The following is a 24,706-nucleotide window of genomic DNA, read 5'->3' on the forward strand; positions in this document are numbered from 1 at the left end:
TCCAGGCGGGGCACGGGGTCATTCGTCGAACACGATACGCAGGCCAGGCAAGCCTATGCCCTCCAGCGCGGTGCTCCACGTTTCGCCCGCGTGTACCGGGTGGGCCTGGGTCAGCGTTCCCGTCGTGACCAGCTCGCCTGCCTGGATCGCCTCGTCGGCCGGCCGCTCCGCGAGCACAGCCAGCAGATGGGCCAACGCCGCCAGCGGACTGCCAAGCACATTGGAACCGTAGCCGGTTTCCCGATGAATGCCGTTGCAGGAAAGGTCTATCCGGAAGTCCGCCAACCGTCCGATCAGCCCCGGCCCTAGATCGGTAGCCTCCATCAGCGGCCCGACAAAAAGCGCGCCATGCAAGGCGTTGTCCGCCACGGTGTCGGCCGCCTGGAACTGCCACGCGGGATAGTGCGATTGCACCAGCTCAAAACCGTGGGCGATCCAGTCCACGCAGGCCAATAGGGTGGCGGGATCCCGCGTTGCCGGTGGCGCGGAATGGAAATGCAGCACGATTTCAGGCTCGATGCGCGGTTCGACATAGCGGCCCAGGCGGCAATGGACTTCTCCGGTATCGTCGTAGAAGGCGCTGTGTTCATAGACGCGCCCCCATACGGGAAAGTCCACGCCCAGCGCCGCCCACATCGCGGGATTGGTGAATCCGATCTTGCGGCCGACCAGAAGCGCGCCCTCGGCCAGCCTCGCCTGGTGAATCCGCGCAGCCACGTCATAGGCCGCGTCCAGGTCGAAACGCGGCCGCCTTGTTGTGAGCGGCGCAATGTAGGAAGCATGGTCCTGCGCCGCCTTGACTTCGCGGGCAAGCACCGCAGCGTCGGAAGCGGGCATGGTGGCTCCTGAAGGTACGCTCAAATGTAAAAGAAAACGCGCCCGCGCAGTACCGCAACCGGTATATGCTCCCCTGACGTCCTATTTTCAGAACAGCGGGGAAGCGACATGCATGACTTGAATGACCTTTATTACTTCGTCCAGGTCGTCAAGAATGGCGGATTCGCGCCAGCGGGACGCGCGCTGGACATCCCCAAATCCCGCCTCAGCCGGCGCATCGCGCTGCTCGAAGACCGGCTGGGCGTGCGCCTCATCCAGCGTTCCACGCGCAGCTTCGCCGTGACGGAACTGGGTCAGGAATATTACGAGCAATGCCTGTCGATGCTGGCTGGCGCGGAAGCCGCCCAGGAGGTCATCGACCGCACCCGCGCCGAACCGCAGGGCACGATACGCATGAGCGCGCCGCCCGCGCTGATCTACTACTTCCTGGGCGATCTGGTCGCCCGCTTCATGGTCCGGTGTCCCAAAGTCCACGTCTACCTGAAGAGCTTCAGCCGGCCGGTGGACGTGCTGCGCGAAGGCTTCGACATCGCGGTGCGCGTGCGCTTCGGCCCCATCGAGAGCAGCGACCTCATCATGAAGCCCCTGGGCATGAGCTGCCAATGCCTGGTGGCTAGTCCGGCGCTGGCCCGCGGAATCTCGCTGCCCGCCGATCCCCACGCCCTGAGCCAGCTGCCCACGCTGGCGCTTGGCACCGAGCAGCGTGAATCCCATTGGCGGCTGGACGGACCGGACGGCGCCCGCATCGTCGTGCCGTTCACGCCTCGCCTCGTGACGGACGACATGCTGGCGCTGAAACAGGCGGCCTTGCGCGGCGTAGGCGTCGTCGCCCTGCCCCTGTTGATGATCCGCGAAGAGCTGGATGCGGGCACGCTGGTGGACATCGGCGCTCCCTGGCAGCCGGAGGCGGGCAGCGTCCACGCCATCTTCCCCTCGCGCCGCGGCCTGCTGCCCGGCGTGCGTGAACTGCTGGACTTCCTGAGCTCGGAATACCAGGAGGTCGCCAGGCGCGAACACGATACGCAGGTACGCCACAAGGTGCCCACCTTGAAGTAGCTCCGGGGGATCGCGCAGCGTTCGACATGTGGGACGCAGAAACCCATTTTTCCTGCCTACCCAGCCGGGCGAGTTGCTCCTAGCATGGTTAGCCCCACATCAACAGGAGCATCCCATGAGCGTCCCCGCCAACTTCAATGGCCAACGCCCCGTCATCGACCCCGATGACGCCGCCATGCTGCTGATCGACCACCAAAGCGGGCTGTTCCAGACGATCGGCGACATGCCGATGACCGAACTGAGATCGCGCGCCGCTGCGCTGGCTACCATGGCCACGCTGTCGAAACTGCCCGTCATCACCACTGCCTCGGTGCCCCAAGGTCCCAACGGCCCGCTGATCCCCGAAATCCACGAAAACGCCCCGCATGCGAAATACGTGGCCCGCAAGGGCGAGATCAACGCATGGGACAACCCTGAATTCGTCGCCGCCGTAAAAGCCACCGGACGCAAGACTCTGATCATCGCCGGCACCATCACGAGCGTATGCATGGCCTTTCCCGCCATCAGCGCAGTCGCCGACGGCTACAAGGTCTTTGCTGTGGTCGACGCCTCGGGCACGTACAGCAAGATGGCGCAGGAAATCACGCTGGCGCGCGTGGTCCAGGCCGGGGTGGTCCCCATGGACACCGGCGCAGTCGCCTCCGAACTGCAACGGACCTGGCACCGTGAAGACGCCGCGAAATGGGCCGAGGTCTACACCAAGATCTTCCCGGCGTACCAGCTGCTGATAGAAAGCTACGGTAAGGCCCAGGATGTCATCAAGAATGGCGAAGTGCTCGACTCCCAACGCTGAGACTCGCCGTTTTTTTTCCCGCGAGCCGCAAGGCGCGCACCCCTGCCTCTCATGGAGCACGCAATGTCCAAGCCCTACGTAAAACTCGACAAGACCCAGGCAGCGGTACTGCTGGTCGACCACCAGGTGGGCCTGCTGTCCCTGGTCCGGGACTTCCAGCCCGATCAATTCAAGAACAACGTCCTGGCCCTGGCGGACCTGGCCAAATATTTCAAGCTGCCCACGATCCTCACCACCAGCTTCGAGGATGGCCCCAATGGTCCGCTGGTGCGGGAACTGAAGGATCAGTTCCCCGAGGCGCCCTACATTGCCCGTCCGGGCAACATCAATGCCTGGGACAATGAAGACTTCGTCAAGGCCGTCAAGGCCACTGGCAAGAAGCAGTTGATCATCGCCGGCGTCGTCACCGAAGTCTGCGTCGCCTTCCCGGCGCTGTCGGCCCTGGAAGAAGGCTTCGACGTGTTCGTCGTCACCGACGCGTCCGGCACCTTCAATGAAGTGACCCGCAACGCCGCCTGGAGCCGCATGGAGCAGGCCGGCGCGCAATTGATGAGCTGGTTCGGCGTGGCCTGCGAACTGCATCGCGACTGGCGCAACGACATCGAGGGCCTGGGCACGCTGTTCTCCAACCACATCCCGGACTACCGCAACCTGATGGCCGCCTATTCCACCGTCAAGGGAAGCAAGTAATGTGGCGCCCGGCCATGCCCGGGCGCTAAGCCGGCTTGCGGCCTATTGAACGGCGGCGCGCCCGATGCGCGCCGCCGTTCTATTTCTTGCGGGCGAACGGATAGGCCTGCTGCGCCAGGAAAGTGCCCGGCATGTCGTTGTCCAGGATGCCGTAGTTCTCGGGCAGGCGCTTGCTCACGCCCCGCACCGCCGTGCCGAACGCGTAATCGATGAACGAAAAATGGGCGGCATAGTTGCGGTCGATTGCCTCGGTGTCCGACGAATGGTGCCAATGGTGGAAATCCGGCGTCACGATGATGTAGCGCAGCCAGCCCCAAGGCAGCCTGACGTTGGAATGGATCAGCACTGCCTGGAAGCCCACGATGATGATGTAGGCGTCCAGTACCGGCTTGGAAAAGCCCAGCGCGAACAAGACGCCCAGCACCGCCACCCGGGTGATCAGCAATTCCACGATGTGCAACCGCGAACCGGCCAGCCAGTCCAGCGTGCGAGTGCTGTGATGCACGGCGTGAATGCGCCACAGGAACGGAACCTCGTGGTAGGCGCGGTGCGCGGCGTACTGCACCAGGTCCGCCACCAGCACGGCCAGGAACAGTTCCACCAGATAGGGCAGCGACACGATTGCCTGCTGCAGCGGTTCATAGGCTGCCCACGAAAACAGCCGGTGCACGAAAAAGTTGATGCACAGCAGCACCGCGCCCACGGACAGGTGGTTGAACAGGAAGTGCTTCATGTCCACCTGCCATTCGCCGCGGAATACCGGCTGGCCGGGATATAGCGGAAACAGCTTCTCGAAAATGATGAACACCGTGCTGGAAGCCAGCAGGTCCAGGATGAACCAGTCCAGCCCCAGATAGGGGTGGTTGCCCGTATTGGACGTGGTCACCACCACGTTGCTGCCCCCTGCGGCCACCGCCCCGCACACGAGCACGAAAGCCGCGATGTTCAGCCAGCGCTGGCGGCCCAGCACGGTGTTGGCCAGCGCGATGGTGCCCGAAATCAGCAGCGCGGTGAACAGCAGGGCCCGCATCGCGTCCACGTTGTAGAAGCTGCGGAGCTCCGGGGTGGTCAGGTAGGCAGGGAAGTGGAACGCCAGGACGCCCAGGACCGCCAGGATCGCCAGGAACAGCGCGATCACGCCGCTCATCATGCCCGTACCCGGATGGATCCTCCCGTCCTGCTTGAAAAGCTGTAAGACTTGGCGAAGGATGGACGCGCGCTGATTCATTTCAAATTTATGGCAGACCACGGGGAAGCGAGTGTATCGCCGGGGACAGATGTTCATGTAAGCAAACGTGATCAGCCACGACAGAATCAGTGCCACCCAGGCTTGCGCCGCATCAATCCGCCGGGGGGCGGCAGCCCCCCAGGCGGTTGACAACCGCCCGGGGTTGGCGTGTCATGGAATCGAAAGCTTTATGGATCATCAGGTTCCCCGGTTTCCCGCAGTGCCCATCAACCGGTTCTTTAAAGAGGCCCCTATGTTCCCTGAATACCGCCACCTCATTACCCAACTGAAATCCGAGAACGCGCATTTCTCGGCGCTGTTCCAGCGTCACAACGACCTGGACCAGGAAATCAAGAACATGGAGGCCGGCATCCAGCCTGCGTCGGGCAACGAGGTCGAAGTGCTCAAGAAGGAAAAGCTGCACCTGAAGGACAAGCTGTACAGCATCCTGCGCGCTGCCGACCAGGGCGGCAGCTGAGCCCCCCAATTGTTACAGGCGGCATCGGACCGCGTCGGTTCCGTGCCGCCATCGGCGGTTTCTCCGCCGGCCCGCACAGCTCGTAAGACCAATTAGAAAAACTGAATATGGATTAGGATAATTAGTTGTCCTAATCTTTCCCAGCAGGCTAGGCTGTCGCCCTTCTCTGAAGGGTAATGATGACCACCGCCTACATTCCTGGATTCCTGCTCGGCCTGAGCCTGATCATGGCAATCGGCGCGCAGAACGCTTTTGTGTTGCGCCAAGGCCTGCGCCAGGAACATGTGTTTGCCGTCTGCCTGACCTGCGCCCTCTCGGACGCCATCCTGATCGGTGCCGGCGTGGCCGGCTTCGGCATGGCCGTTGGCGCCCTGCCCTGGCTGGAGCCCGCGTTGCGCTACGGCGGCGCGCTATTCCTGTTTGTCTACGCCGCGCGCAGCCTGAAGTCGGCGCTGCGCGCCCGCCACGACAATCTGACACCTTCGTCCGGGCAGACTGCGGGACGGTACGCCGCACTGGCGACCTGCCTGGCCCTGACCTGGCTCAATCCGCACGTGTACCTGGATACCGTGGTCTTGCTCGGCTCGGTGTCCAGCCAGTACGACGGCCACAAGACCGCCTTCGCGTTAGGCGCGATTTCGGCCTCGTTTACCTTTTTCTTCGCGTTGGGCTTCGGTGCACGCCTGCTGCGGCCCGTGTTCGCCAATCCCGCCGCGTGGCGTGTCCTGGACGCCTGCGTCGCCACGGCCATGTTCGTGATCGGCCTGCAATTGGTGCGCTGAAGTGGGCGGGCCACGGCCCAGCGGCTACTGGCTCCTGCCCGCCCCGGCGGAGGCATTCATGTAGTCCTTCACCGTGCGGTCCTTGTTGAAGATCACCGTCAACGTCTGCTGGTTGTCCATCGCACCATAGGCGCTATTGTTGAAGTAGAACCAGCTGGCCGTCGTCCGCCCCTCGCGATCCACGCTTTGGGAACGCGGCGGGCCATAGTCCCGGACCATTTCCTCATAGGTGGTGACGTTAAGCTTGATGTCCTGGACCTTGGCTTCGGTCAGCAGGTCGCCGGAAGGGCTGGCGCACCCCGTCACGATGGCGGCCATGAAAAGCACGGACGTTCTCATTCTGTCTCCCCGGTCTGGCGGGCCGCGCCTGGCGGCCAGCCTGTTTGCGTATTCTTGATAGGCCGAGATTAGAACGCAAATTGCCCTGCCGCGGGGCGCTTACTCCACCTGCATCTTGCCAATGTCGGGCGCAAACGCCTGGGGTGGATGCTTGGCGATGGAGCGGCACAGCAGCTCGGACATCCCCTTGGCCAATTGCTTGTTGTTCCATTCGCCCGCGTCCGAGTACCACTTCGGCACCCAGTTCACGGCGCCAAAAATGGAAAAGATGGCCAGCTTGGGATCGCACTCGATGATGCTGCCGTCCTCGATGCCTATGCGCACGAAATTGCGCAGCTTGGCTTCGAAACGGTCGCGCTGCTTGACGATCTCGGCGCGGTCGGCCGGCTCCAGCGCATGTTCCTCGGTGATGATGACGCAGCGGCTCATTTCACTGAGCGTCACCTGCAGATACAGGCGCAGCGCGAGTTGCAGCTTTTCCAGGCCGGTACCGCCATGGCGTTCTGCCTCTTCGATGGCCTCGAACCCCACCCGTAGCGCCTCGGCAAACGCCTCGTACAGCAGGGCATGCTTGTTCGGAAAATAGTGGTACAGGGCTGCCTTGGTGACGCCCAGGCTGGTCGCGATGTCTCCCAGCGAAGTCGCGTGGAACCCCTTCTGGTTGAACGCGGCAATCGCTTGGCGCAGCAGCGCTTCGCGCTTCAATTGGTGCATCGCCTTGTGCGTCGGCACCGAATTATTCCATGTTGCCACTGATCAAACCCTCCCGGTGAATTGCGTGGACCGGCCGCATATTTAACTTTTTTTCCCTGAGAGGAACAACTCGGTGAGCGTTCCCTCGTACGCCTCGGCAGCAAACGCCAGCGTCTCGGACAGGCTCGGGTGCGGGTGTATGGTGAGCGCGATGTCGCCGGGCTCCGCGCCCATTTCGATGGCCAACGCCGCCTCGGCGATCAGGTCGCCCGCCTGCGGCCCCACCATGCCCACCCCCAGCAAGGCACCGGTCTGCGGGTCGACCAGAATCTTGGTCAGTCCCTCGCCGCGTCCCAGGCTCAGCGCGCGGCCGCTGGCCGCCCACGGGAAGCTGGCCGATTCAAACGCCACGCCGTCCCGGCGCGCGACCGTCTCGGTCAAGCCCACCCACGCCACTTCCGGATCCGTATAAGCGACCGCCGGAATGACCTTGGCGTCGTTGCCTGCCTTTCTGCCCGCGGCCACTTCGGCTGCCACCTTGCCTTCGTAGGCCGCCTTGTGCGCCAACATCGGTTCACCGACGACATCGCCGATGGCAAAAATGTGGGCAACATTGGTGCGCTGGCGCTGGTCCACGGGGATGAAACCGCGTTCATCCACATGGACTCCGGCGCGATCAGCGCCGATCCTGGCCCCGTTGGGCCGGCGGCCGGCCGCAACCAAGACGGCATCATACACCTGGGGTCCGGCGCCTTGCGGCCTGTCGAACACGACGTGCACCCCGTCCTCCTGGGCGCTGGCCGAGACCACCCGCGTGCCCGTCAAGATAGCCTCGTAACGGCTGGCCACCCGTTGCTCCAGCGGCTTCACCAAATCGCGATCGCATCCGGGCAACAAGCCCTCCGTCAACTCCACTACCGTCACGCGGGCGCCCAGCGCCGCGTAGACCGTGGCCAACTCCATGCCAATGATGCCGCCGCCCACGACGAGCAGGCGCCGGGGCACTTCCTTGAGCGCCAGGGCGCCACTGGAATCCATGACGCGCGGATCTTCCGGCAGGTCCGCCAGACGCACGGGGTGCGAACCCACGGCAATGACCGCCTGCTTGAAGCGCACGGCCGGGCCGCCAGCGACCGCAAGGGTGTGGGGGCCGGTGAACTGCCCCACGCCGTGCACGACACGCACATTGCGACGCCGCGCCAGGCCAGCCAGTCCGCCGTTCAATTTGGCGACCAGCGCCTCCTTCCATTGCCGCAGCTTGTCCAGACGGATGCGCGGCTCGCCGAATTCGATACCCAGCTCGTGCAGGCCGCGCGTCTCTTCCAGCGCGCCAGCCGCATGCAGCAGCGCCTTGGAGGGGATGCAGCCCACGTTCAGGCATACGCCCCCCAAAGCCGGACGATCCTCGACCAGCGTCACCGACATTCCCAGATCGGCGGCGCGGAACGCCGCTGTATAGCCGCCCGGCCCTCCGCCCAGCACCAGCAGATCCGCATCCATGCTCTCGTCCAAGGGAGGTCCTTTTTTTTGATCCATCTGCATGTCTGCCTATTCCGTTCTGCCCGCGCCCAGATAGGCGCGGGAAAGCTCCGCGCCCGCGTTGCTCGTCAGCACGTCGCGCGTGCCCTCGAAGACCGTCTTGCCGTGCTTGAGCACATAGCCGAAATCGGCCACCCTGAGCGCCAGGCTGGCCATTTGCTCGCTCAGCAGCACCACCCGGCCGCCCTGCGCGCAATATTGCTTGATGAAGTCGAATATCTGCGCGACCACGATCGGCGCCAGCCCCAGGGAAGGTTCGTCCAGCAGCACGCAGCGCGGCTCGTGCAGCGTAGCCATGGACAGGATCAGCATCTGCTGCTGGCCGCCGCTCAAGGTCCCGGCCTTTGCCGCGCGCCGTTGCGCCAGCACCGGAAAGTTGCCGTACACCTGCTCCAGGGCAGTCTTGAAGTTGCCCTTGGGCTTGCGAAAATGCCAGGCGGTGATCAGGTTTTCCTCAACCGTGTGCTGATGGAAGATGCGTCGCCCCTCCATCGCATGCGCCAAGCCGCGCCGCGCGCGCTCGTGGGGCGGCAAACGGGATATGTCTTCACCATCCAGCAGAATCTGCCCGCCCTTGATGGGGGTGACTCCAGATATGGCTCGCATCAGCGACGATTTGCCGGCTCCATTGGCGCCGATCAACGCCGTGATGCCATCGGGGCGCGCGGTCAGGCTGACGCCGCGCACGGCGTCGATCGCGCCGTAGCTGACCTGCAGATTGCGGACTTCAAGCATGGGCGGGCTCCTCGACGCCAAGATAGGCCTGTATCACGGCCGGGTCGGCGCGCATACCGTCCATGTCGCCCCGATAGATTTCCTCGCCGGCTTCGAACACCACGACTTCCTCCACGAGTTCGGCCAGGAAATCCATGTGGTGATCGATGATCATGATGGCTACGCCATGGTCCCGCGCCAGGCGGACCAGCCGGATCAGGTGCTCCGATTCCAGCTCGGACAGGCCGGCGGCCGGCTCGTCCAGCAACAGCAATTCCGGATCGCTGGCCAGGGCGCGGGCGACCTCGGCCAGGCGCTGGATGCCATACGGCAGTTCGCTCATGATGGCGTCCGCGTGACCGGCCAGCCCGGCGGCCTGCATCAGCGCTTCGACCTGGCGCAGCAACGCGCCCTCCTCGCGCCTGGCGCCCGGCGTGTTGAACGCCGCGGCCAGGGCGCCATGCCGGTAACGGCGATGGGCCCCCATCAGGATGTTTTCCCGCACAGTGAAGCTGGGCACGTTGCGCGGGTCCTGAAAGGTGCGCGTAATGCCAGCCTGCGCCACTTTGTGGGAGGGCCGCCCCGCGATGTCCTGGCCCTTGTACAAAATGCGTCCCGACGTAGGCGCGTAGATGCCGCTGATTACATTGACCAGGGTGCTCTTGCCCGAGCCATTGGGGCCGACAAGGGCCGTGATGCTGCCGGCGCGCAACTCAAGCGAAACGCCTGCAAGCGCGCGCAGGCCCGAGAACTCCATGACCACGTCCTCGACGCGCACCAGTGCCTGAGTCCCCTCGGCCCGCGCCGCGGATTCGCGCCGCGACAGCGGGGGTTCCGCCGCGCCGGATGCTGCGGGACGCAACTGGTCGAACTTGCTGTAGCGCGTCTGCGTGCGCAGCAAACCGGCCAGGCCCTTGGGCAGCAAGGTAAAGATGAACACCAGGATCAGGCCGTACACGATGTACTGGTAGTCATTGAAGGCCTGCAACTTCTGCGGCAGGTAGGTGAACAGCACCGCGCCGTAGACTTGCCCTGCCAGCGACCCCAGTCCGCCCACGATGGACATCACCAGGATCTCGATGGACCGCATCAGGCCGAAGCTTTCCGGTGTCAGGTAGCCGATCATGTGCGCATAAAAGCCGCCCGCCAGCCCCGCGAGTCCACCACTAATGGCGTAGGCCGCGCGCTTGACGGCTGCCTGCGATATGCCGAGCGAACCGGCGGCGATTTCGCTGACGTGCACGGCGTAGAACGCTCTGCCGAAGTGGCTTTTGACGAAGTTGCGCAACATCAGCATAACGACCAGCAGCACCACCAGCAGGATGCGGAAGTACGCGACGGTATCGATGCTCCAGCCGAAGATCTGCAAAGTGCCGATCTGCGACGAGGGGATGCCCCGCATGCCCATTACCCCGCCCGTCACGCCGCGCAATTCGCGCGCCAGTTCATAGACAATCAGGCCGAAGCCCAGCGACATCATCGCCAGATAAAACTCGCGCACGCGGCCTGCCGGGCCAGCCAGCAGCAACCCCACCGCGGCTGCGCCAAAGGTGGCCAGCACCAGCGCCACCGGAAACGGCACGCCCCAGGACTTCATTGCGATCGCGCTGGCATAGGCGCCGATGGCGAAGAAGCCGGCGTGGCCCAGCGAAATCTGGCCGCTTATGCCGGTCAGCATATTGATGCCCTGCGCAAGCAGGATGTTGATGATGACGAAGCTCCACATCTGGACCGTGCCGGTGGCAACATGGCCGGCGCCCACTGCCAGCGCCACGGCCAGCGCGCCCAGCGTCCAGGAGTTCGACAGAATATTCCCTAGCTGTTTCATCGTCCTCACACCTTCACTGTTTCGCGCTTGCCGAACAGGCCCTGAGGCCGGATCGTCAACACACCGATCAAGAGCACAAAGGCGACGACCTCGGCCGCCGCAGGCGAGACATAGCCGCCCACCAGCTTTTCCAGAATGCCAAGAATCAGCCCACCCACCAGCGAGCCGAATGCGCTGCCCATGCCGCCCATGACGGCCGCGACAAACGCCAGGATCAGCAGGTGCAGGCCGAAGTTCGGATCCACGGTGCCCGATACCTGTGACACCAGAATGCCGGCGATGCCCGCCAGCACGCCGCTCACCAGGAACGAGAAGACCACCACCCGGTAAACCGGTATGCCCATCAACGCCGCCAGGTCGCGATCGTGGGCGACCGCGCGCACGCCGTAGCCCCAGATGGAATGGCGCAGAAACAGTTCCATCAGACCGACGATCATCACGCTGATGACAAACACCGCGATGTATTGCAGGGAGATGTAGGCGCCCATGAACTCCACCGTGTCCGTGCTGCTGAAAAGCACGTCCGGAAACGCCACGGCCTGGGTGCCGAACAACCAGCTCGCCACGCCCTGCAGGAAAATGCCTATGCCCAGGGTGGATACCACCCACCCCATGCTGCCGGCGATGCGCCGCGTAGGCCGCACGCCGACGACCTCTACTACCCACAGGATGAAGGCCGTGGCCAGCAGCGACACGCCCACCGCCAGGAACACGTTGACCCCCGCGCCGACCATGACGGCTGTGAGCATCGCTCCGGCCATCAACACCGACCCTTGCCCAAAATTGAGCACGCGCGTGGTCCAGAACGTCAGGTTCAGGCCCAGGCCGATCAGCGCATAGGCGGCGCCCACGCTCAGTCCCGACACGATCATTTGGATAAAGAAATCCATATCACCATCATCCATGCAGGCAGGCGCGGTCCGGCGCCGCCTGGCGCCGAACGCTCGCCGCGCCGATTACTGGGCGACCGGCTGCAGCCGGACCTTGTCGTCCTTCTTCACGTACTCGAACACCTTGACGCCGTCCGTCTCGATTCCGTGGTGGCGATCCTTCGAGAAGTTGTAGGTGGTGTTGACGCCCGGGAAGTCCTTGATCGACTCGATCGCCGCGATGACGGCTTTGGGGTCGGTGGAATTGGCCTGGCGGATACCCTCGAACAGGACATTGGCGGCGTCGTAGCCGTTGGACACGGAGATCGCCATGAACAGCTGCGGATTCTCCGGATCGTTGCCCCACCAGCGGTCCGCGCCGTACTTCGCCTTATAGGCCTTGGCGAAGTCCGCCGCGGCAGGACGCATGGGATTGCCGAACGCGCCTATCATCGTGCCCAAGGTGCCCAGCGTCAGGTCGCCCGCGCCTTCCTGATAGGGTTGCCCCAGGGCGCCGTTGGAAGCAACCAGCGGCACGTTCACGTTGAGCCGGGCCATCGTCCGGCGCAGAACGGCCAGGTCCTTGCCCAGTCCAATGGCGGCAATGGCGTCGACGTTGGCGCGCTTCATGCGCGCGACCTGCGCAGTCATGTCCTGCGCGCCCTGGTTGTAGGAGTCGGTCGCGACCGGCTTGGCGCCGCCATTCTTGCCGATGGAAGCGGACAGGTAATCGACCCCCGTCACGCCGTAGGCGGTGCTTTCATGCACGATGCCGATGCGCTTGAAGCGCTTGGCCAGGTACTCGCCCATCGCCACGGCCTCGATGTCATTCTGCAGCGCGAACGAGAAGACATTGGGGCGCGGCTTCTCGCCCGTCTTCTCGCCCGCATAGGTCACGACGGGTGTCTGCGCGATGGGATTCATGTAGGGCCGGCCATCGGCCTGGGCCATGTCGATCACGGCCAGCGTCGGGCCGCTGCCGGCCGGACCGATGATGCCGACGATCTCCTTGTTGTCCAGGATGGCGCGCATGTTCTGCACGGCGCGGTCCGGATTCAACTGGTCGTCCAGCAGCATCGCGATCTCGATCTTCTTGCCATTGATGCCGCCTTTGGCATTCCATTGCTCGACCGCCAGTTCGACGGCCCGGCGATTGCCCTCGCCGAATTCGCTGTAGGGGCCGGTCAGCGCCGACGTCATGCCGATCTTGATGGTATCTGCCGCCAACGCGGATCCCGAAACCAATGCAGCCACCGCGACCGCCAGCCACGCAGGCGTGGATTTCCTGTACCAGGACATGTTGTCTCCTCCTAGGTTCTTGCACGTTGTAGTGACGCGCTCCGAGGTTGCGGAGCGCCATCCGCCGGCCTCTCAGCGGGCCGTCTGGATCTCTTTGAAAGCGGCGAGGACGTCGCCCAGGTCGGCATGCGGCAGCGCGGCCGCGAATCGCTCGAGATGGTCGTAGGCCTGTTGCGCCACGCCGGTCTCCTCGCCGATGCCGCGCACCAGCGCCGACACGCGCGCGCGGTCATAGCTGTATTCGGTGTGGTCCGTGTCCATGCGCACGATCATGGGTTCGTCCGCGTTCTCCAGATCCGCCTCTATCCGGCAGGCGAGCAACCCCAGCGACTCATCGGCGTGCAGCCGGATCCGCGGAATCAGTCCCGCAACGGCCGCATCGTCGAATTGCGCCATGCGCGCGATGGTGGGTGTTCCGTGGAGCAAGGTCGTGGCCACGCAGAACTGGGTACTCATCAGCGTCCCGGAAATACTTTGGAACGGGCCTTCCTTGTCCATGCCCGCGTAGCCCACCACGGTGGGATTGAGATGCACGCGCAGGGCTCGCACGGCCGCGGCGCGCGCGCCCAGCAGTTCGCGCAACTGGAGGCAGGCGCGGACCGGCGTCTGGTTCAGCGCGCAGACCGGATAGGGCTTGAACGTCACCTTGAGCAGCGACCAGTCCTGGCCAAGCCGGCCGCCGATGGCATCGACGTCGCACTCCGCCCGGACGAAGCCACGGACAAAGCCCGACTTGCCCTCGAAAGCTCCCTCCGCGGAGACCGAGCCCTTGGCTGCCAGCGTCGCCGCTGCCAGCCCGTTGCGCCCGGCCATGCCGACCTGGTAGCGCCATTCGTCCGTGCCATCACCGAAGGATTGCAGGATGCCGCCCGTGAAAGAAGCGGCGTTGGACAGGGCCGCGGCGCAGCGGTCCACCGGCAACCGCCACAGGCGGGCGACGGCCGCCGCCGCGGCGATCGTGCCATACAGCGGCGAGGCGCGCAGGCCCGCCGCGGTGGTCCGGGCGGAGAAGGCGGTTTCCAGCGCGCCGCCGATTTCATAACCGGCCACCAGCGCCGGCACGAAGTCCTCCATGCTGCCCTCGCCCTGCTCCAGCAACGCGGTCAAGAGTGGCAGCAGGATCGCGCCGAAGTGAGCCACCCCGCAAGTATCCTCTTGCGCCCTTCCATGGAACAGGGCCGCATTGGCCAGCGCTGCCCCCGCGACCGTGCTGCGGCGGCCGCTGCCCAACAGCGTGGCGCCGCCCGGACGCTCTCCATCCATGGCCAGGGCGGCCTCTTCGGCCAAGCCAAAGAACGGCGTGGGGTGCGAGCCCAATGCAATGCCATAGCCATTAAGCACGCAGGCGCGGGCCTTTTCGATCACCGGCGCGGGAAGATTGCCGATGGTCAGGCCCGCCGAGAACGTCGCGAATTGTGTGGCCAGATTCATGTTGTCACCCCCTGTTTTCTTGTGCTGTCCGGTTGCTGCTGCATCAGGCGTTGTAGCGGTCCCGCAATACCCGCTTGAGGACCTTGCCGGATGGATTGCGCGGTAGTTCCTCCACCACTTTCAGTTCGCGCGGCACCTTGAAATTGGCCACGCGCTTGCGGCAGTGGCTGGCCAGCTCTTCCAATGTCAGCGTCTGCCCGGGATTGAGCACCACCACGGCCGTGATGCGTTCGCCCCATGTTTCGTCCTGCACGCCGATGACCGCGGCCTCGGCGATCTGGGGCATTTCGTAGAGCACTGCTTCGACTTCGCTGGAAGCCACGTTTTCCGCGCCGGTCAGGATCATGTCCTTGGTCCGATCGGTGACGAACAGGAATCCTTCGTCATCCAGATAGCCGACGTCGCCGCTGCGCAACCAGTCGCCGAAGAAGGCTTCGGCGGTTTTCTCGGGCGCGTTCCAGTAGCCCTTGGTCACCTTTGGCCCGCGCACGCAGATCTCGCCCTTCTGGCCGGCGGGCAGCCAGCGGCCTTGGTCGTCGGCAATGCGGATCTCGACGTGCGGCAGCGCGCGCCCGGTAGAGCCGATCTTCTCGATCTCGCGGCCTGGCTCCATAAGCGTGTCGCCGCTGCAGGTCTCCGTCATGCCGAAGCCGTCGATGAAGCGGCCCCGGGTGAACACGCGCGTGAAATCACGTATGCGCGATTCGGGAGTCTTCTCGCCGCCCGCAATGCACCAACCGAAGCTGTCCAGGGAGTACCGTTCGGGGTTCGGCACGGCCAGCACGCGGCTGAGCATGACGGGCGCCATCCAGCCGCAGGTGAGGCGGTGCCGTTCGATGGAGGCCAGCACCGCTTCCGGATCGAATTCCCGGTGTACGCACAAGGTGCCGCCCACCCACAGCACCGCGATGCCGGGCAAGTCGAACGCTCCGACGTGATACAGCGGGCCCACCACCAGCAAGCGCTCTTGATGCGTCAGGCCCAGCGCGATCACATGGTCGATCGACTTCCAGTGGATGTTGCCGTAGGTGTGCATCACGCCCTTAGGCCGCGAGGTGGTGCCGGAGGTATACATCAGCCGTACCAGGTCGTCCTGCGCCGTGGCGGCTTGCTCCGGAACGGCCAATCCCTGTCCGCCAAGGCGGCGAGAATCGGCCTGCGCCTCCGTGCCGAGCACCACCTTGGGAACCTCCAGCGCGGCTACCTCCGCGAACTCCTCGTCCACGAACAACAGCTTGGCGCGTGCGTCGGCAAGAATGTAGCCGGCCTCTGGCGCCGCCAGCCGATAGTTGATCGGCAGGAACACCGCGCCCAGGTAACTGGCCGCGAACGCCAGTTCCAGGAATGCAGCGCTGTTCTTCATGAACAAGGCCACCACGTCATTGCGGCCGATGCCATGCGACTGGAGCATTGCCGCCGCCTGGCGAATGCGCTCATGGAAATCGGCATAGCTGATCGCCTCATCGCGGTAGACGATGGCTGCGCGGTCGGGTGCGCGCCGGGCGTGATAGGCGATGGCTGCACTCAGATTGAACATGGAAGGTCTCCCTTGGATGGCGGCTCGGCGCGGGTTGCGGCCTGGGCCGGTCCCGCTACTCGATTCTGGCGCTTCAGTAGGATTTCGGCATGCCGAGATCGTGTATGGCGATGTAGTTCAGGATCATTTCTTCCGACACCGGCGCAAACTTGAACAGCCGCGCATCGCGCCAGAGGCGCTCGACATGGAATTCGCGCGCGTATCCCATGCCACCCATGGTCTGCATGCTGCGCTCGATGGCATGGCTGGCGGCTTGCGATCCTATCAGCTTGGCAACGTTCGCCTCCGTGCCATAGGGCAAGCCCTGATCGCACAGCCACGCTGCGTTCAAGTTCATGAGACGGGCGCACTGCAGCTCCGCGTGCGATTGCGCCAACGGAAACTGCAGGCCCTGGTACGCGCTTATCGGCTTGCCGCCGAATACCTTGCGATCATTCGCATATTGCACCGCCAGACGCTCGGCCAGGCGGCCGGCGCCGACCAGGCTGGCCGTGGTCACAATGCGTTCGGTGTTGAGCACGTCCAGCAACTCGCGAAAGCCCTTGTCCAGCGTGCCCACCAGCTCGTGCGGTTCAATGCGCACGTTATCGAAAAACACCGAGCACGCGCTCAGGGTCTGCGTGCCCACCTTTTCGATGGCCGAGTAGGTCAGGCCCTCGCGCTCGACGTCCACCATGAACATGGAGATCCCATCGGTGGGCCGCGCCCCTTCAACGGGTTTTGCGGTGCGCGCCACTACCAGCATCTTCTGCGCGGCGTCCACCGCGGTGATCCAGATCTTGCGTCCGTCCAACCGCCAGCTGCCATCAGGCTGCGCGGCGGCGAAACTCTTCATCGCCAAGGTGTTGGTGCCGGCGTCGGGTTCGGTCAGCGCCATGCAGAAATTGATCTTGCCGCTGGTCAGCCCCGGCAGCAGGTCCCGCTTCATCTGTTCGCTGCCGAACCTGGAGATCGGCACACCGCCGAAAATCGGGTTGATCATGAACAGCTGGCCCAGCGTCGAGCCACCGCCGCCGGCGGAAAGCTCCTCTACGATCAGCGCCAGTTCCACCATGCCCAAGCCCGACCCGCCATGCTCCTCGGGCAGGGCCGCGCCCGCCAGGCCGGCCTCGCAGATTGCCTGCCAGCACTCCTGCGGGAAGGCGTTCTTGCGGTCCTGTTCGTACCAATAGTCCACGCCATACGTTTCACCGATGCGGCGCGCGGTCTCGACGATCAGCTTCTGCTCGTCCGAAAGCGAAAAGTCCATGTGATCTATCCTTGGATATGGGTGCGCAGCAGCCGGTATGGGTCCTGCAGCAACTCGATGACGCAATTGAGGAATTTCAGCGCGCTGGCGCCATCATGCAGACGGTGATCCGCCGCCAGCACCAGGCCCATTTCGCGCCGCAACGTCGGCGCGCCTTGTGCGTCGGGCCGGAAAATCTCGCGGATACTGCCCACGCCCAGGATCGCCGACTGCGGCGGATTGATGATGGGCGTCATGTACGTAACGTTGAACATGCCGGCATTGGAGATCGAAATGGCTCCGCCGCTCATGTCGTCGCGCGTGGCATTGCCCGAGCGCACGCGCTCCAGCAAGGCATCCGACTGCCGCGCGATGCCGTCCAGCGTCGCTCCGTCCAAACCGTGCAGCACGGGCGCCATCAGCCCCCGCTCGGTGGTGACCGCCACGCCGACGTCGATATCCTGGAACTGCACGATGTGGTCGTCGTTCCAGATTCGGTTCTGCGCCGGCAGCGCAACCAGCGCCCTCGCTACGGCGGCGATGACGAAGTGATTCAGTGTGAGCCTGGGCGCGTCGGACTGGGCATTCAGCCGGCGGCGCAGGGCAAGCAATTCGCTGACTTCGGCCTCGGCCGCCAGGTAGAAATGAGGCACCTGCTTGGCCTGCGTCATGCGCCGGGCCATGGATTGCACGAGCCCGCTGGCGGCGACACGCCGCCCGGCGTCCTGCGCGGGGGCTGCTGGCTTGGCAGGTTTGGCCGCGTCCGTGCGCTGGGCCGCCAGCGCCAGCTCTCCGGCATGCCGCACGTCCGCGGCCTTGATGCGCCCGCCGGGGCCGGTGCCGCCCACGCTTGCCAGATCCACTTCCAGTTCGCGCGCAAGGCGGCGTGCCAGCGGCGTCGCGACGATACGGCTGCCCCGCGATGCCGGCTCCGCGAGTGTCGTTCCTGACTGGACGGGCGCGCTGGCCGTCTCGTGTTCGGCCATCACGTTGGATTCCAGGTCCGCTCTCTGCCCAGGCCCCGTCCATCGCGCAACCACGGAACCGACAGGCACCGTTTCGCCAGCCTGCACCAGGATCTCGCCGATCAGGCCATCCGCCTCTGCCGAGATTTCGTTGGCGACCTTGTCGGTTTCCACGACGAATAGCGGGTCGCCGGCCTTGACCTCGTCGCCGGCGGCCACGCTCCATTCGATCAGCATGCCCTCGGTCATGGTCAGGCCGAGCTTGGGCATGAGCAGGTCGTTCAGCGCGCCCATGGGCTATTGCCCCGCAAAGCGCGCGTCGCGCTTTTCAAGAAACGCGCCGATGCCTTCATGGGCGTCGCGCGTGTCCAGCACCAGGCCGATCATGGCCTGCTCGTGCGCAAGTGCATTGGCCAGCGGCATGTCGGCGCCATCGCGCAGCGTGCGCTTGAGCAGCTTGAGGACCAACGGCGACTTGCCTGCGATCTGTTCCGCCAGCGCCAAGGCCTGCGCCATGAGCTGGTCTTTCGGCACCGCCCGGTTGGCCAGGCCGATGCGCACCGCTTCGTCGGCGCTGATGCGCCCCCCGGTGAACATGAGCTCCTTGGCCAGGCAGGGAGCAACCTGTCGGATAATGCGCTGCGTGCCGCCCGCGCCGGGGAAGAGGCCGAGATTGATCTCGGTCAGCGCGATCATTGCGCTGTCAGCCAGGATCCGCAGGTCCATGGCCAACAGCAATTCAGTGCCGCCGCCCAGTGCCCAGCCATTGACCGCGGCGATCGTGGGTTTGTCGCTGACTTCGATGCGCCGGAACACGCGGTGGATGTCTTCGGCGAACTCCTGGTAGTGCGCCAGACCCTGGCGGGAGTTCAAGTCGGCCAGATCGCCGCCGGCCACGAAAGACTTTTCCCCCGCTCCGGTGATGACGATGACCCGGCACTCGTCACTGGCTTCCAGGGAGGCGAATGCCCGTTCCAGTTCGATCAGCGTGGGGATGTCCAACGCGTTGTGCACTTTGGGACGGTTGATCGTGATGATGCCGACGCGGTTGCGGACGTCGGTAAGAATGCTGGGTTCGTTCATGCTGTCTCCTGGTATCAGGCGCAGAGCTTGCGCGCCGCGGCGATGACATCGGCTTCTTGGGGCTGGTATTGCGTTTCGAGCGACGGCGCGAATGGCACGGGAACAAACGGCGCAGCGACACGCGCGATGGGCGCGTCGAGTTCATCGAACCCGATGTCGGCCATGCGCGCCGCGATCTCGGCGCCGACGCCGAATGCCTCCACGGCCTCGTGCACGATGAGCAGGCGATGGGTGCGTTTGAGCGAATCCAGCACTGCCTGCTCGTCCCAGGGTTGGATACAGCGCAGGTCCAGCACCTCGGCTTCGATGCCGTCGCCAGCAAGCGCCTGCGCCGCGCGCAACGCCTTGTGCACGGCGGCGCCGTAGCTCACGACGGTCAGGTCACGGCCCTGGCGCGCCACGCGCGCCTGGCCGAGCGGTATCGGTCCCGCATCGTCGGCCACCTCGCCCTTCAGGGCGTACAACGCCTTGTTCTCCACGAACACGACGGGGTCCGGGTCGCGGATCGCCGACTTCAGCAGGCCGTAGGCATCGGCAGGATTGCTGGGGCACACGACTTTCAGGCCCGGAACATGGGCAAACCAGGCTTCCAGGCATTGGGAATGCTGCGGCCCGGCGCTGATGCCGCCGCCATGCGGCGTGCGCACCACCATGGGCACGCTGGCCTGGCCGCCGAACATGAAGCGGGCCTTGGCCGCCTGGTTGACCAAGGCATCCATGGTCAGGGTCATGAAGTCCATGAACATGATCTCCAGCACCGGCCGCAGCCCTGACAGGGCCGCCCCCACGGCGGCATTGGCCATGGCGGCTTCGGAGATCGGCGTATCGCGGATGCGGTCCGGACCGAACCGTGCATGCAATCCGCGCGTCACGCCGAACGGGCCGCCGGCCTCGGCGATATCTTCGCCGAACAGGAACACCGTGGAATCTTCTTCCATGCACTCGGCCAACGCGCGGTTGATGGCATGGGCAAAACGCAATTCGGCCATCTCAGTTCGCCTCGGTAGTGGTGTAGACATCATTGCGGGCCGCTTGCCAGACCGGCGGTCGGCCCAGCCGCGCGCGCTCGACCGCGCGTTCAACCTGCGCCTGGACCTCCTCGAAAGCCTGTTCGCGCAACGCCTTGGCCACCCCTTTCTTCTCCAGCACCGCTTCGAAACGCGCTACCGGGTCATGCTCGCCCAAGCCCTCGATCTCTTCCGTGGGGCGGTACTTCTGGGGGTCGCCTTCGTAATGGCCGCGCCAACGATGAGTCATGCATTCCAGCACCCTCGGCCCCTCGCCAGCCCGTATGCTCGCGACGGCCGCACTCGCGGCATCCGTCACCCGCAGCACGTCGTTGCCGTCGATTTTCTCGTGGGGTATGGAAAAGGCAGCCGACAGTTTGTCCAGGGGTGCCACGAACTGCTTGTGCGTCGGGGAGAACTCGGCCCAGCCATTGTTTTCACACAGGAACAGCAGCGGCAGGCGCCATAGCGCGGCGAGGTTGAGGCTTTCGTGCAGTACGCCCTCGGCCATCGCGCCATCGCCAAAGAAGGCCACGGCCACGCAGTCCTTCTTCCGGACCTGATGGGCCAACGCGCTGCCCAGGGCTATCGGTATGCTGGCGCCGACAATGGCATTGGCGCCCAGCATACCGATCGACAGATTGGCCACGTGCATGGAACCGCCGCGTCCTTTGCAGATGCCTTCCTCGCGCGCCATCAGTTCCAGGAAGAAATCCTCGATATCGATCCCTTTGGCCAGGGCGTGGCCATGGCCGCGATGGGTCGAAGCCACGGTGTCGTCCGGCCGCAGCACCATGCCCATCGCAGCCGCCACGGCCTCCTGGCCGATGCTCAGGTGTATGAAACCGGGCACCTCCCCATCCGCGAACAGGCGTCCGAGCCGAAGCTCCGCCAATCGGATGCGCAACATGCGCCGATACGCGTCCAGCAACTGCTCTTTGTTGGCGCTAGCCACCATTGCCTCCTCGTAACAACCGCTCTCTGATTCGACGCGGCCTGTCTGCGGCCGCTGTGCCATTTATAAGTTACCGGTCAGTTAATTTACTAACCGGACGGTTAGATGAATCATAAGCAAAGGTTCTCGTGAACGTCAATCAGGTTTTTCAGGGTGGGAGAAACGGCGCAACCGCCTAAGCGTGCACAAGGTTTTCGTGCACGCGGCTGCGAGGCCGGAGGACTGTTCGGTAGCAGCGACTGGGCGCGGCCATGCCATGCATCATGGCGACAGCGGTTGTCAGCAGGCGCTTTGCCAGCTCGACAGAGATCGCGGCCGGCGGAGCAACGCCGTTCTTCACCGCAAGGATCTCAGCCCTGGGGGAGCATGGCTTGGGCGCGCGGGAGCCGCGCCCAAGCCGCCGCCAGGCGCCACGACTATTTGAATCCTGCCGCCGGGCGGGTTGAAGCGCTGCACCGGCCAGCGGCCAGCGGCCAAACCGATGACAGTGGGCGGTTCCCCGCGCGTGGTGTCAGGCGACTCTGCGCACGGGCAGATTGCGAATCCGCTTTCCGGTGGCAGCAAATATGGCATTACATAGCGCAGGCGCTACGGGCGGAACCGGCGGTTCTCCCACGCCGCCAGGGGGCAGAGTGTGGTCGTCGTTGACCAGATGCGTCCGGATCACGCGCGGCGACGCATTGTGGCGCAGCACTTCGTAGTCGTGGAAATTGCTTTGCTTCACGCGGCCTTTCTCGAAGGTGATTTCGCTGGTGAGCGCAAGGCTCAGGCCCATGACGGCGCCGCCTTCCATTTGCGCGCGTATGCGTTCGGGGTTGATCTGCGGGCCGCAGTCCATCGCCATGTCCACGGCAACGACGCGTACCTCGCCCTTCTCATCTACGGCCACCTCGACTACGGTGGCGGTGTAACTCATGAAGCTATAACAGAATGCCAAGCCCAGGCCATGGCCCTTGGGCAATGTCCGGCCCCATTCAGCTCCTTTGCAGGCCGCTTCGATCACGCCGCGCAGGCGGCCCGTGTCGTAAGGGTAGCGTTCTGGCGATTCCGAGTAATTCCAGGTATCGGCCAAGGTGCCCGGATCGATTCGACGCGCCGGACCGATAAGGTCAAGCGCGAAATCCTTGGGGTCCTTGCCCGCGCGCTCGGCCAGTTCGGCAATGAAGCATTGCGCCGCGAAGGCATGGGGGATGTTGGCGACCGAGCGGAACCATCCGATGCGGGCATGGGCTTCTACTTCGGCTGTTTCCACCCGGACGTGCGGAATGCGGTACGGCATGTTGATGGCCGACATTGCCGACTCGAACATCTGCTGGCCCTTGGCTCCCTCGGAGAAGAGAGAGGCGATGGTGGGAGCGGCGCTGCGGTGCAGCCACGATTGGACTTGTCCGCTTGTGTCCAGGACTGCCTCCAGGCGCTCGACCGACACGGTGTGCAGATAGTCATGGTGAATGTCGTCTTCACGCGTCCACACCAGCTTGACCGGCGTGCCTTCCGGCATGGCCTGCGCAACAATAGCGGCCTCGTCCACGAAGTCGGGCTTGGACTTGCGGCCAAACCCTCCTCCCAGCAGCAGGACATTCACCTTGACCTTGGCAGGGTCCAGCTTCAGTCGGGCCGCTACCGCATCTCGCGCCGCGACGGGGTTTTGAATAGAGGTCCAGACTTCGGCGTTGCCGCCTTTGATCTGGACGGTTGCCACCGGCGGCTCCATCGAGGCATGGGCCAGGTGCGGGACGTAGTATTCCGCGGCCAGGCGCCCGGCTTCGGGTGCCTTAGCCCAGACTTGCGCCACGTCGCCTTGATTGCGTATCGCCTTGCCGGGTTTGCGCGCAGCCGATTCCAGCGCCTGGTGATAGGCGACCGAGTCGTAGCTGCCGTTGGGTCCGTCGTCCCATTCGATGTCCAGTGCGTCGCGGCCCTGGCGGGCTGCCCAGGTGTTGCGCGCGACGACGGCGACGCCGCCCAGAGGCTGGAATGCCGGCGCGCCTTGCATCGGGGGAATTTCCACGACCTTCAGCACGCCAGGAACGGCCAGCGCCCGAGCACTGTCGAAGCGACGCAGCTTGCCCCCGACGACCGGCGGGCGTGCCACGACGGCATAGACCATGCCGGGCAGGCGCATATCCATGCCGTAGCTGGCCTGGCCTTTCCCGATGGCTTCCAGGTCCACGAGCCGGACCTGGTCTTTCCCGATGTAGCGGAACTCACTGCGATCCTTGAGTTTGAGCGCGTCTCCCGTGGGAACCGGCTGCCTGGCCGCGTCGGCGGCAAGCTCGCCATAAGCCAGACGGCGCCCAGACGCCTGGTGCAGCACCTCATGCTGAACCGCCTTGACTTCGGCGAGCGGAACGGACCACCGCGCCGCCGCCGCTGCCTCCAGCATCTGCCGGGCCGCCGCGCCGACGCGCCGCATGGGCATCAGGAAGTGGCGCACACTTCGCGACCCATCCACGTTCTGGTTGCCGTAGCGCACTTCATCGGCCTGCGCCTGTATGACCTTTACGCGGTCCCAGCGCGCTTCCATCTCGTCGGCTACCACCATGGGCAGGCTGGTGCGGACTCCCGTTCCCATTTCAGCGCGATGCGCAACGATGGTAACGGTGCCGTCCGCGGCAATGCTGACGAAAACCAGCGGGTCGTCGACAGTGCCGCCGGGCATGCTGTCGGCGCCATACTTCTGGGTGGCGGGTTCCGCTGCCCAGACTGTCGTGATGAGTCCTTTCGCTGTGATAGCCAGCGTAAGCGCGCCCAGGCCGCCCTGCAAAAACCCGCGCCGGGAAAGTTGAGCGGTGAGCATCATTGCTTGCCTCCCTGGGCCAGGCGCTTGGCCGCCTGCTGGATGGCGGCGCGAATGCGGGGGTAGGTGCCGCAGCGGCAGATATTGCCGCTCATGGCGTCTTCGATCTCTTGATCCGTAGGCTGGGGAGCGGCTTTGAGCAGGCTGACCGCGGTCATGATCTGGCCCGCCTGGCAGTAGCCACATTGAGCCACATTCTGCTCGATCCAGGCTTGCTGCACCGCCTGGCCGACGGCATCGGCCTCCATCCCTTCGATCGTGGTGATATGGTGGCCCGCCACCGCTGAGAGGGGGGTAACGCAAGAACGGATTGGCGCGCCGTCCATGTGCACGGTACAGGCGCCGCACAGCGCCATGCCGCATCCGAATTTGGTGCCGGTCATGCCGAGCTCATCTCTCAAGGTCCAGAGCAAGGGCGTTTCGCCCGGAACGTCGACGTTCTTTGCCTGGCCGTTGATTTGGATCTGGGTCATAGCGGAATCCTTGGGATAGGGGCAGGAAGGGCCGTGCCTTGCCTCAGACACGCGTTAAGCACCTATTTATATCGGAATTCCG

General features: G+C 64.6%; 23 protein-coding genes. 5 read left to right on the plus strand and 18 right to left on the minus strand.

Translation table 11 applies throughout. From position 1 onward, the window contains the following. Positions 1-18 precede the first annotated feature (18 nt). On the minus strand, positions 19-837 hold the full coding sequence (locus CEY08_RS22105) for a 2-keto-4-pentenoate hydratase (protein ID WP_076814976.1): 819 nt from the start codon (positions 835-837) through the stop codon (positions 19-21). 108 nt (positions 838-945) lie between these two features. On the opposite strand from CEY08_RS22105, the gene CEY08_RS22110 reads away from it, so the two are divergent. The 3 genes from CEY08_RS22110 (at position 946) to ycaC (ending at position 3,376) form a co-directional block, all read left to right on the plus strand. After that, positions 946-1,893 (plus strand): LysR substrate-binding domain-containing protein, encoded by a 948-nt coding sequence (locus tag CEY08_RS22110; RefSeq protein WP_042794659.1) that lies wholly within the window; start codon positions 946-948, stop codon positions 1,891-1,893. 115 nt (positions 1,894-2,008) lie between these two features. Further along, positions 2,009-2,686, plus strand: a complete 678-nt coding sequence (locus CEY08_RS22115) for an isochorismatase family protein (protein WP_076814978.1) — start codon at positions 2,009-2,011, stop codon at positions 2,684-2,686. A gap of 63 nt (positions 2,687-2,749) precedes the next feature. Further along, positions 2,750-3,376: an isochorismate family cysteine hydrolase YcaC gene (gene ycaC, locus CEY08_RS22120; RefSeq protein WP_042794660.1), complete on the plus strand. Its 627-nt coding sequence runs from the start codon at positions 2,750-2,752 to the stop codon at positions 3,374-3,376. Between the two features lie 79 nt (positions 3,377-3,455). On the opposite strand, the gene CEY08_RS22125 is transcribed toward ycaC, so the two are convergent. Then, positions 3,456-4,604 (minus strand): sterol desaturase family protein, encoded by a 1,149-nt coding sequence (locus tag CEY08_RS22125; protein WP_063642998.1) that lies wholly within the window; start codon positions 4,602-4,604, stop codon positions 3,456-3,458. A 253-nt stretch (positions 4,605-4,857) separates the two neighbouring features. On the opposite strand from CEY08_RS22125, the gene CEY08_RS22130 reads away from it, so the two are divergent. Both CEY08_RS22130 and CEY08_RS22135 read left to right on the plus strand, forming a co-directional pair. Beyond that, entirely contained in the window at positions 4,858-5,082 is a 225-nt protein-coding gene (locus tag CEY08_RS22130; protein ID WP_042794661.1) for an HP1242/YdcH family protein, read from the plus strand. A 179-nt stretch (positions 5,083-5,261) separates the two neighbouring features. Continuing rightward, positions 5,262-5,864 (plus strand): LysE/ArgO family amino acid transporter, encoded by a 603-nt coding sequence (locus CEY08_RS22135; RefSeq protein ID WP_063643484.1) that lies wholly within the window; start codon positions 5,262-5,264, stop codon positions 5,862-5,864. A gap of 24 nt (positions 5,865-5,888) precedes the next feature. On the opposite strand, the gene CEY08_RS22140 is transcribed toward CEY08_RS22135, so the two are convergent. The 16 genes from CEY08_RS22140 to CEY08_RS22215 form a co-directional block, all read right to left on the minus strand. Next, positions 5,889-6,203, minus strand: coding sequence for a hypothetical protein (locus tag CEY08_RS22140; protein WP_076814980.1), 315 nt, complete (start codon positions 6,201-6,203; stop codon positions 5,889-5,891). 99 nt (positions 6,204-6,302) lie between these two features. Next, positions 6,303-6,956 carry a TetR/AcrR family transcriptional regulator gene (locus tag CEY08_RS22145; protein WP_042794662.1) on the minus strand — a complete coding sequence of 218 codons (654 nt, stop codon included), beginning with the start codon at positions 6,954-6,956 and terminating at the stop codon, positions 6,303-6,305. A gap of 42 nt (positions 6,957-6,998) precedes the next feature. Further along, positions 6,999-8,396 carry a dihydrolipoyl dehydrogenase gene (gene lpdA, locus CEY08_RS22150; RefSeq protein ID WP_408609570.1) on the minus strand — a complete coding sequence of 466 codons (1,398 nt, stop codon included), beginning with the start codon at positions 8,394-8,396 and terminating at the stop codon, positions 6,999-7,001. Positions 8,397-8,444: 48 nt separating this feature from the next. Further along, positions 8,445-9,170, minus strand: coding sequence for an ABC transporter ATP-binding protein (locus CEY08_RS22155; protein ID WP_042794663.1), 726 nt, complete (start codon positions 9,168-9,170; stop codon positions 8,445-8,447). Further along, on the minus strand, positions 9,163-10,977 hold the full coding sequence (locus CEY08_RS22160; protein WP_170211495.1) for a branched-chain amino acid ABC transporter ATP-binding protein/permease: 1,815 nt from the start codon (positions 10,975-10,977) through the stop codon (positions 9,163-9,165). Before CEY08_RS22160 ends, CEY08_RS22155 begins: the two co-directional genes overlap by 8 nt. Positions 10,978-10,982: 5 nt before the next feature. Beyond that, a complete protein-coding gene (locus CEY08_RS22165) occupies positions 10,983-11,867 on the minus strand; it encodes a branched-chain amino acid ABC transporter permease (protein WP_042794665.1) in 885 nt (294 codons plus the stop codon). A 66-nt stretch (positions 11,868-11,933) separates the two neighbouring features. Then, the gene (locus CEY08_RS22170) at positions 11,934-13,145 is read right to left on the minus strand and encodes an ABC transporter substrate-binding protein (RefSeq protein ID WP_063643020.1); all 1,212 of its coding nucleotides are present in this window, start codon (positions 13,143-13,145) and stop codon (positions 11,934-11,936) included. Between the two features lie 72 nt (positions 13,146-13,217). After that, a complete protein-coding gene (locus CEY08_RS22175; RefSeq protein WP_076814983.1) occupies positions 13,218-14,576 on the minus strand; it encodes an MmgE/PrpD family protein in 1,359 nt (452 codons plus the stop codon). Positions 14,577-14,619: 43 nt separating this feature from the next. Then, on the minus strand, positions 14,620-16,113 hold the full coding sequence (locus tag CEY08_RS22180) for a long-chain-fatty-acid--CoA ligase (RefSeq protein WP_076814984.1): 1,494 nt from the start codon (positions 16,111-16,113) through the stop codon (positions 14,620-14,622). Positions 16,114-16,186: 73 nt separating this feature from the next. Next, positions 16,187-17,362, minus strand: a complete 1,176-nt coding sequence (locus CEY08_RS22185; protein WP_042794667.1) for an acyl-CoA dehydrogenase family protein — start codon at positions 17,360-17,362, stop codon at positions 16,187-16,189. Positions 17,363-17,367: 5 nt separating this feature from the next. Continuing rightward, positions 17,368-18,600, minus strand: a complete 1,233-nt coding sequence (locus tag CEY08_RS22190) for a dihydrolipoamide acetyltransferase family protein (protein WP_076814986.1) — start codon at positions 18,598-18,600, stop codon at positions 17,368-17,370. Between the two features lie 3 nt (positions 18,601-18,603). After that, the gene (locus CEY08_RS22195) at positions 18,604-19,389 is read right to left on the minus strand and encodes an enoyl-CoA hydratase/isomerase family protein (protein ID WP_042794668.1); all 786 of its coding nucleotides are present in this window, start codon (positions 19,387-19,389) and stop codon (positions 18,604-18,606) included. A 14-nt stretch (positions 19,390-19,403) separates the two neighbouring features. After that, a complete protein-coding gene (locus tag CEY08_RS22200) occupies positions 19,404-20,378 on the minus strand; it encodes an alpha-ketoacid dehydrogenase subunit beta (protein ID WP_063643031.1) in 975 nt (324 codons plus the stop codon). A 1-nt stretch (position 20,379) separates the two neighbouring features. Next, positions 20,380-21,351 (minus strand): thiamine pyrophosphate-dependent dehydrogenase E1 component subunit alpha, encoded by a 972-nt coding sequence (locus CEY08_RS22205; RefSeq protein ID WP_082900613.1) that lies wholly within the window; start codon positions 21,349-21,351, stop codon positions 20,380-20,382. Between the two features lie 511 nt (positions 21,352-21,862). Beyond that, positions 21,863-24,154 carry a xanthine dehydrogenase family protein molybdopterin-binding subunit gene (locus CEY08_RS22210; RefSeq protein WP_076814988.1) on the minus strand — a complete coding sequence of 764 codons (2,292 nt, stop codon included), beginning with the start codon at positions 24,152-24,154 and terminating at the stop codon, positions 21,863-21,865. Next, positions 24,151-24,624: a (2Fe-2S)-binding protein gene (locus CEY08_RS22215; RefSeq protein ID WP_076814990.1), complete on the minus strand. Its 474-nt coding sequence runs from the start codon at positions 24,622-24,624 to the stop codon at positions 24,151-24,153. Before CEY08_RS22215 ends, CEY08_RS22210 begins: the two co-directional genes overlap by 4 nt. Positions 24,625-24,706 lie beyond the last annotated feature (82 nt).

The sequence above is a fragment of the Achromobacter insolitus genome, assembly GCF_002209555.1.
Lineage (GTDB): Bacteria > Pseudomonadota > Gammaproteobacteria > Burkholderiales > Burkholderiaceae_B > Achromobacter > Achromobacter insolitus.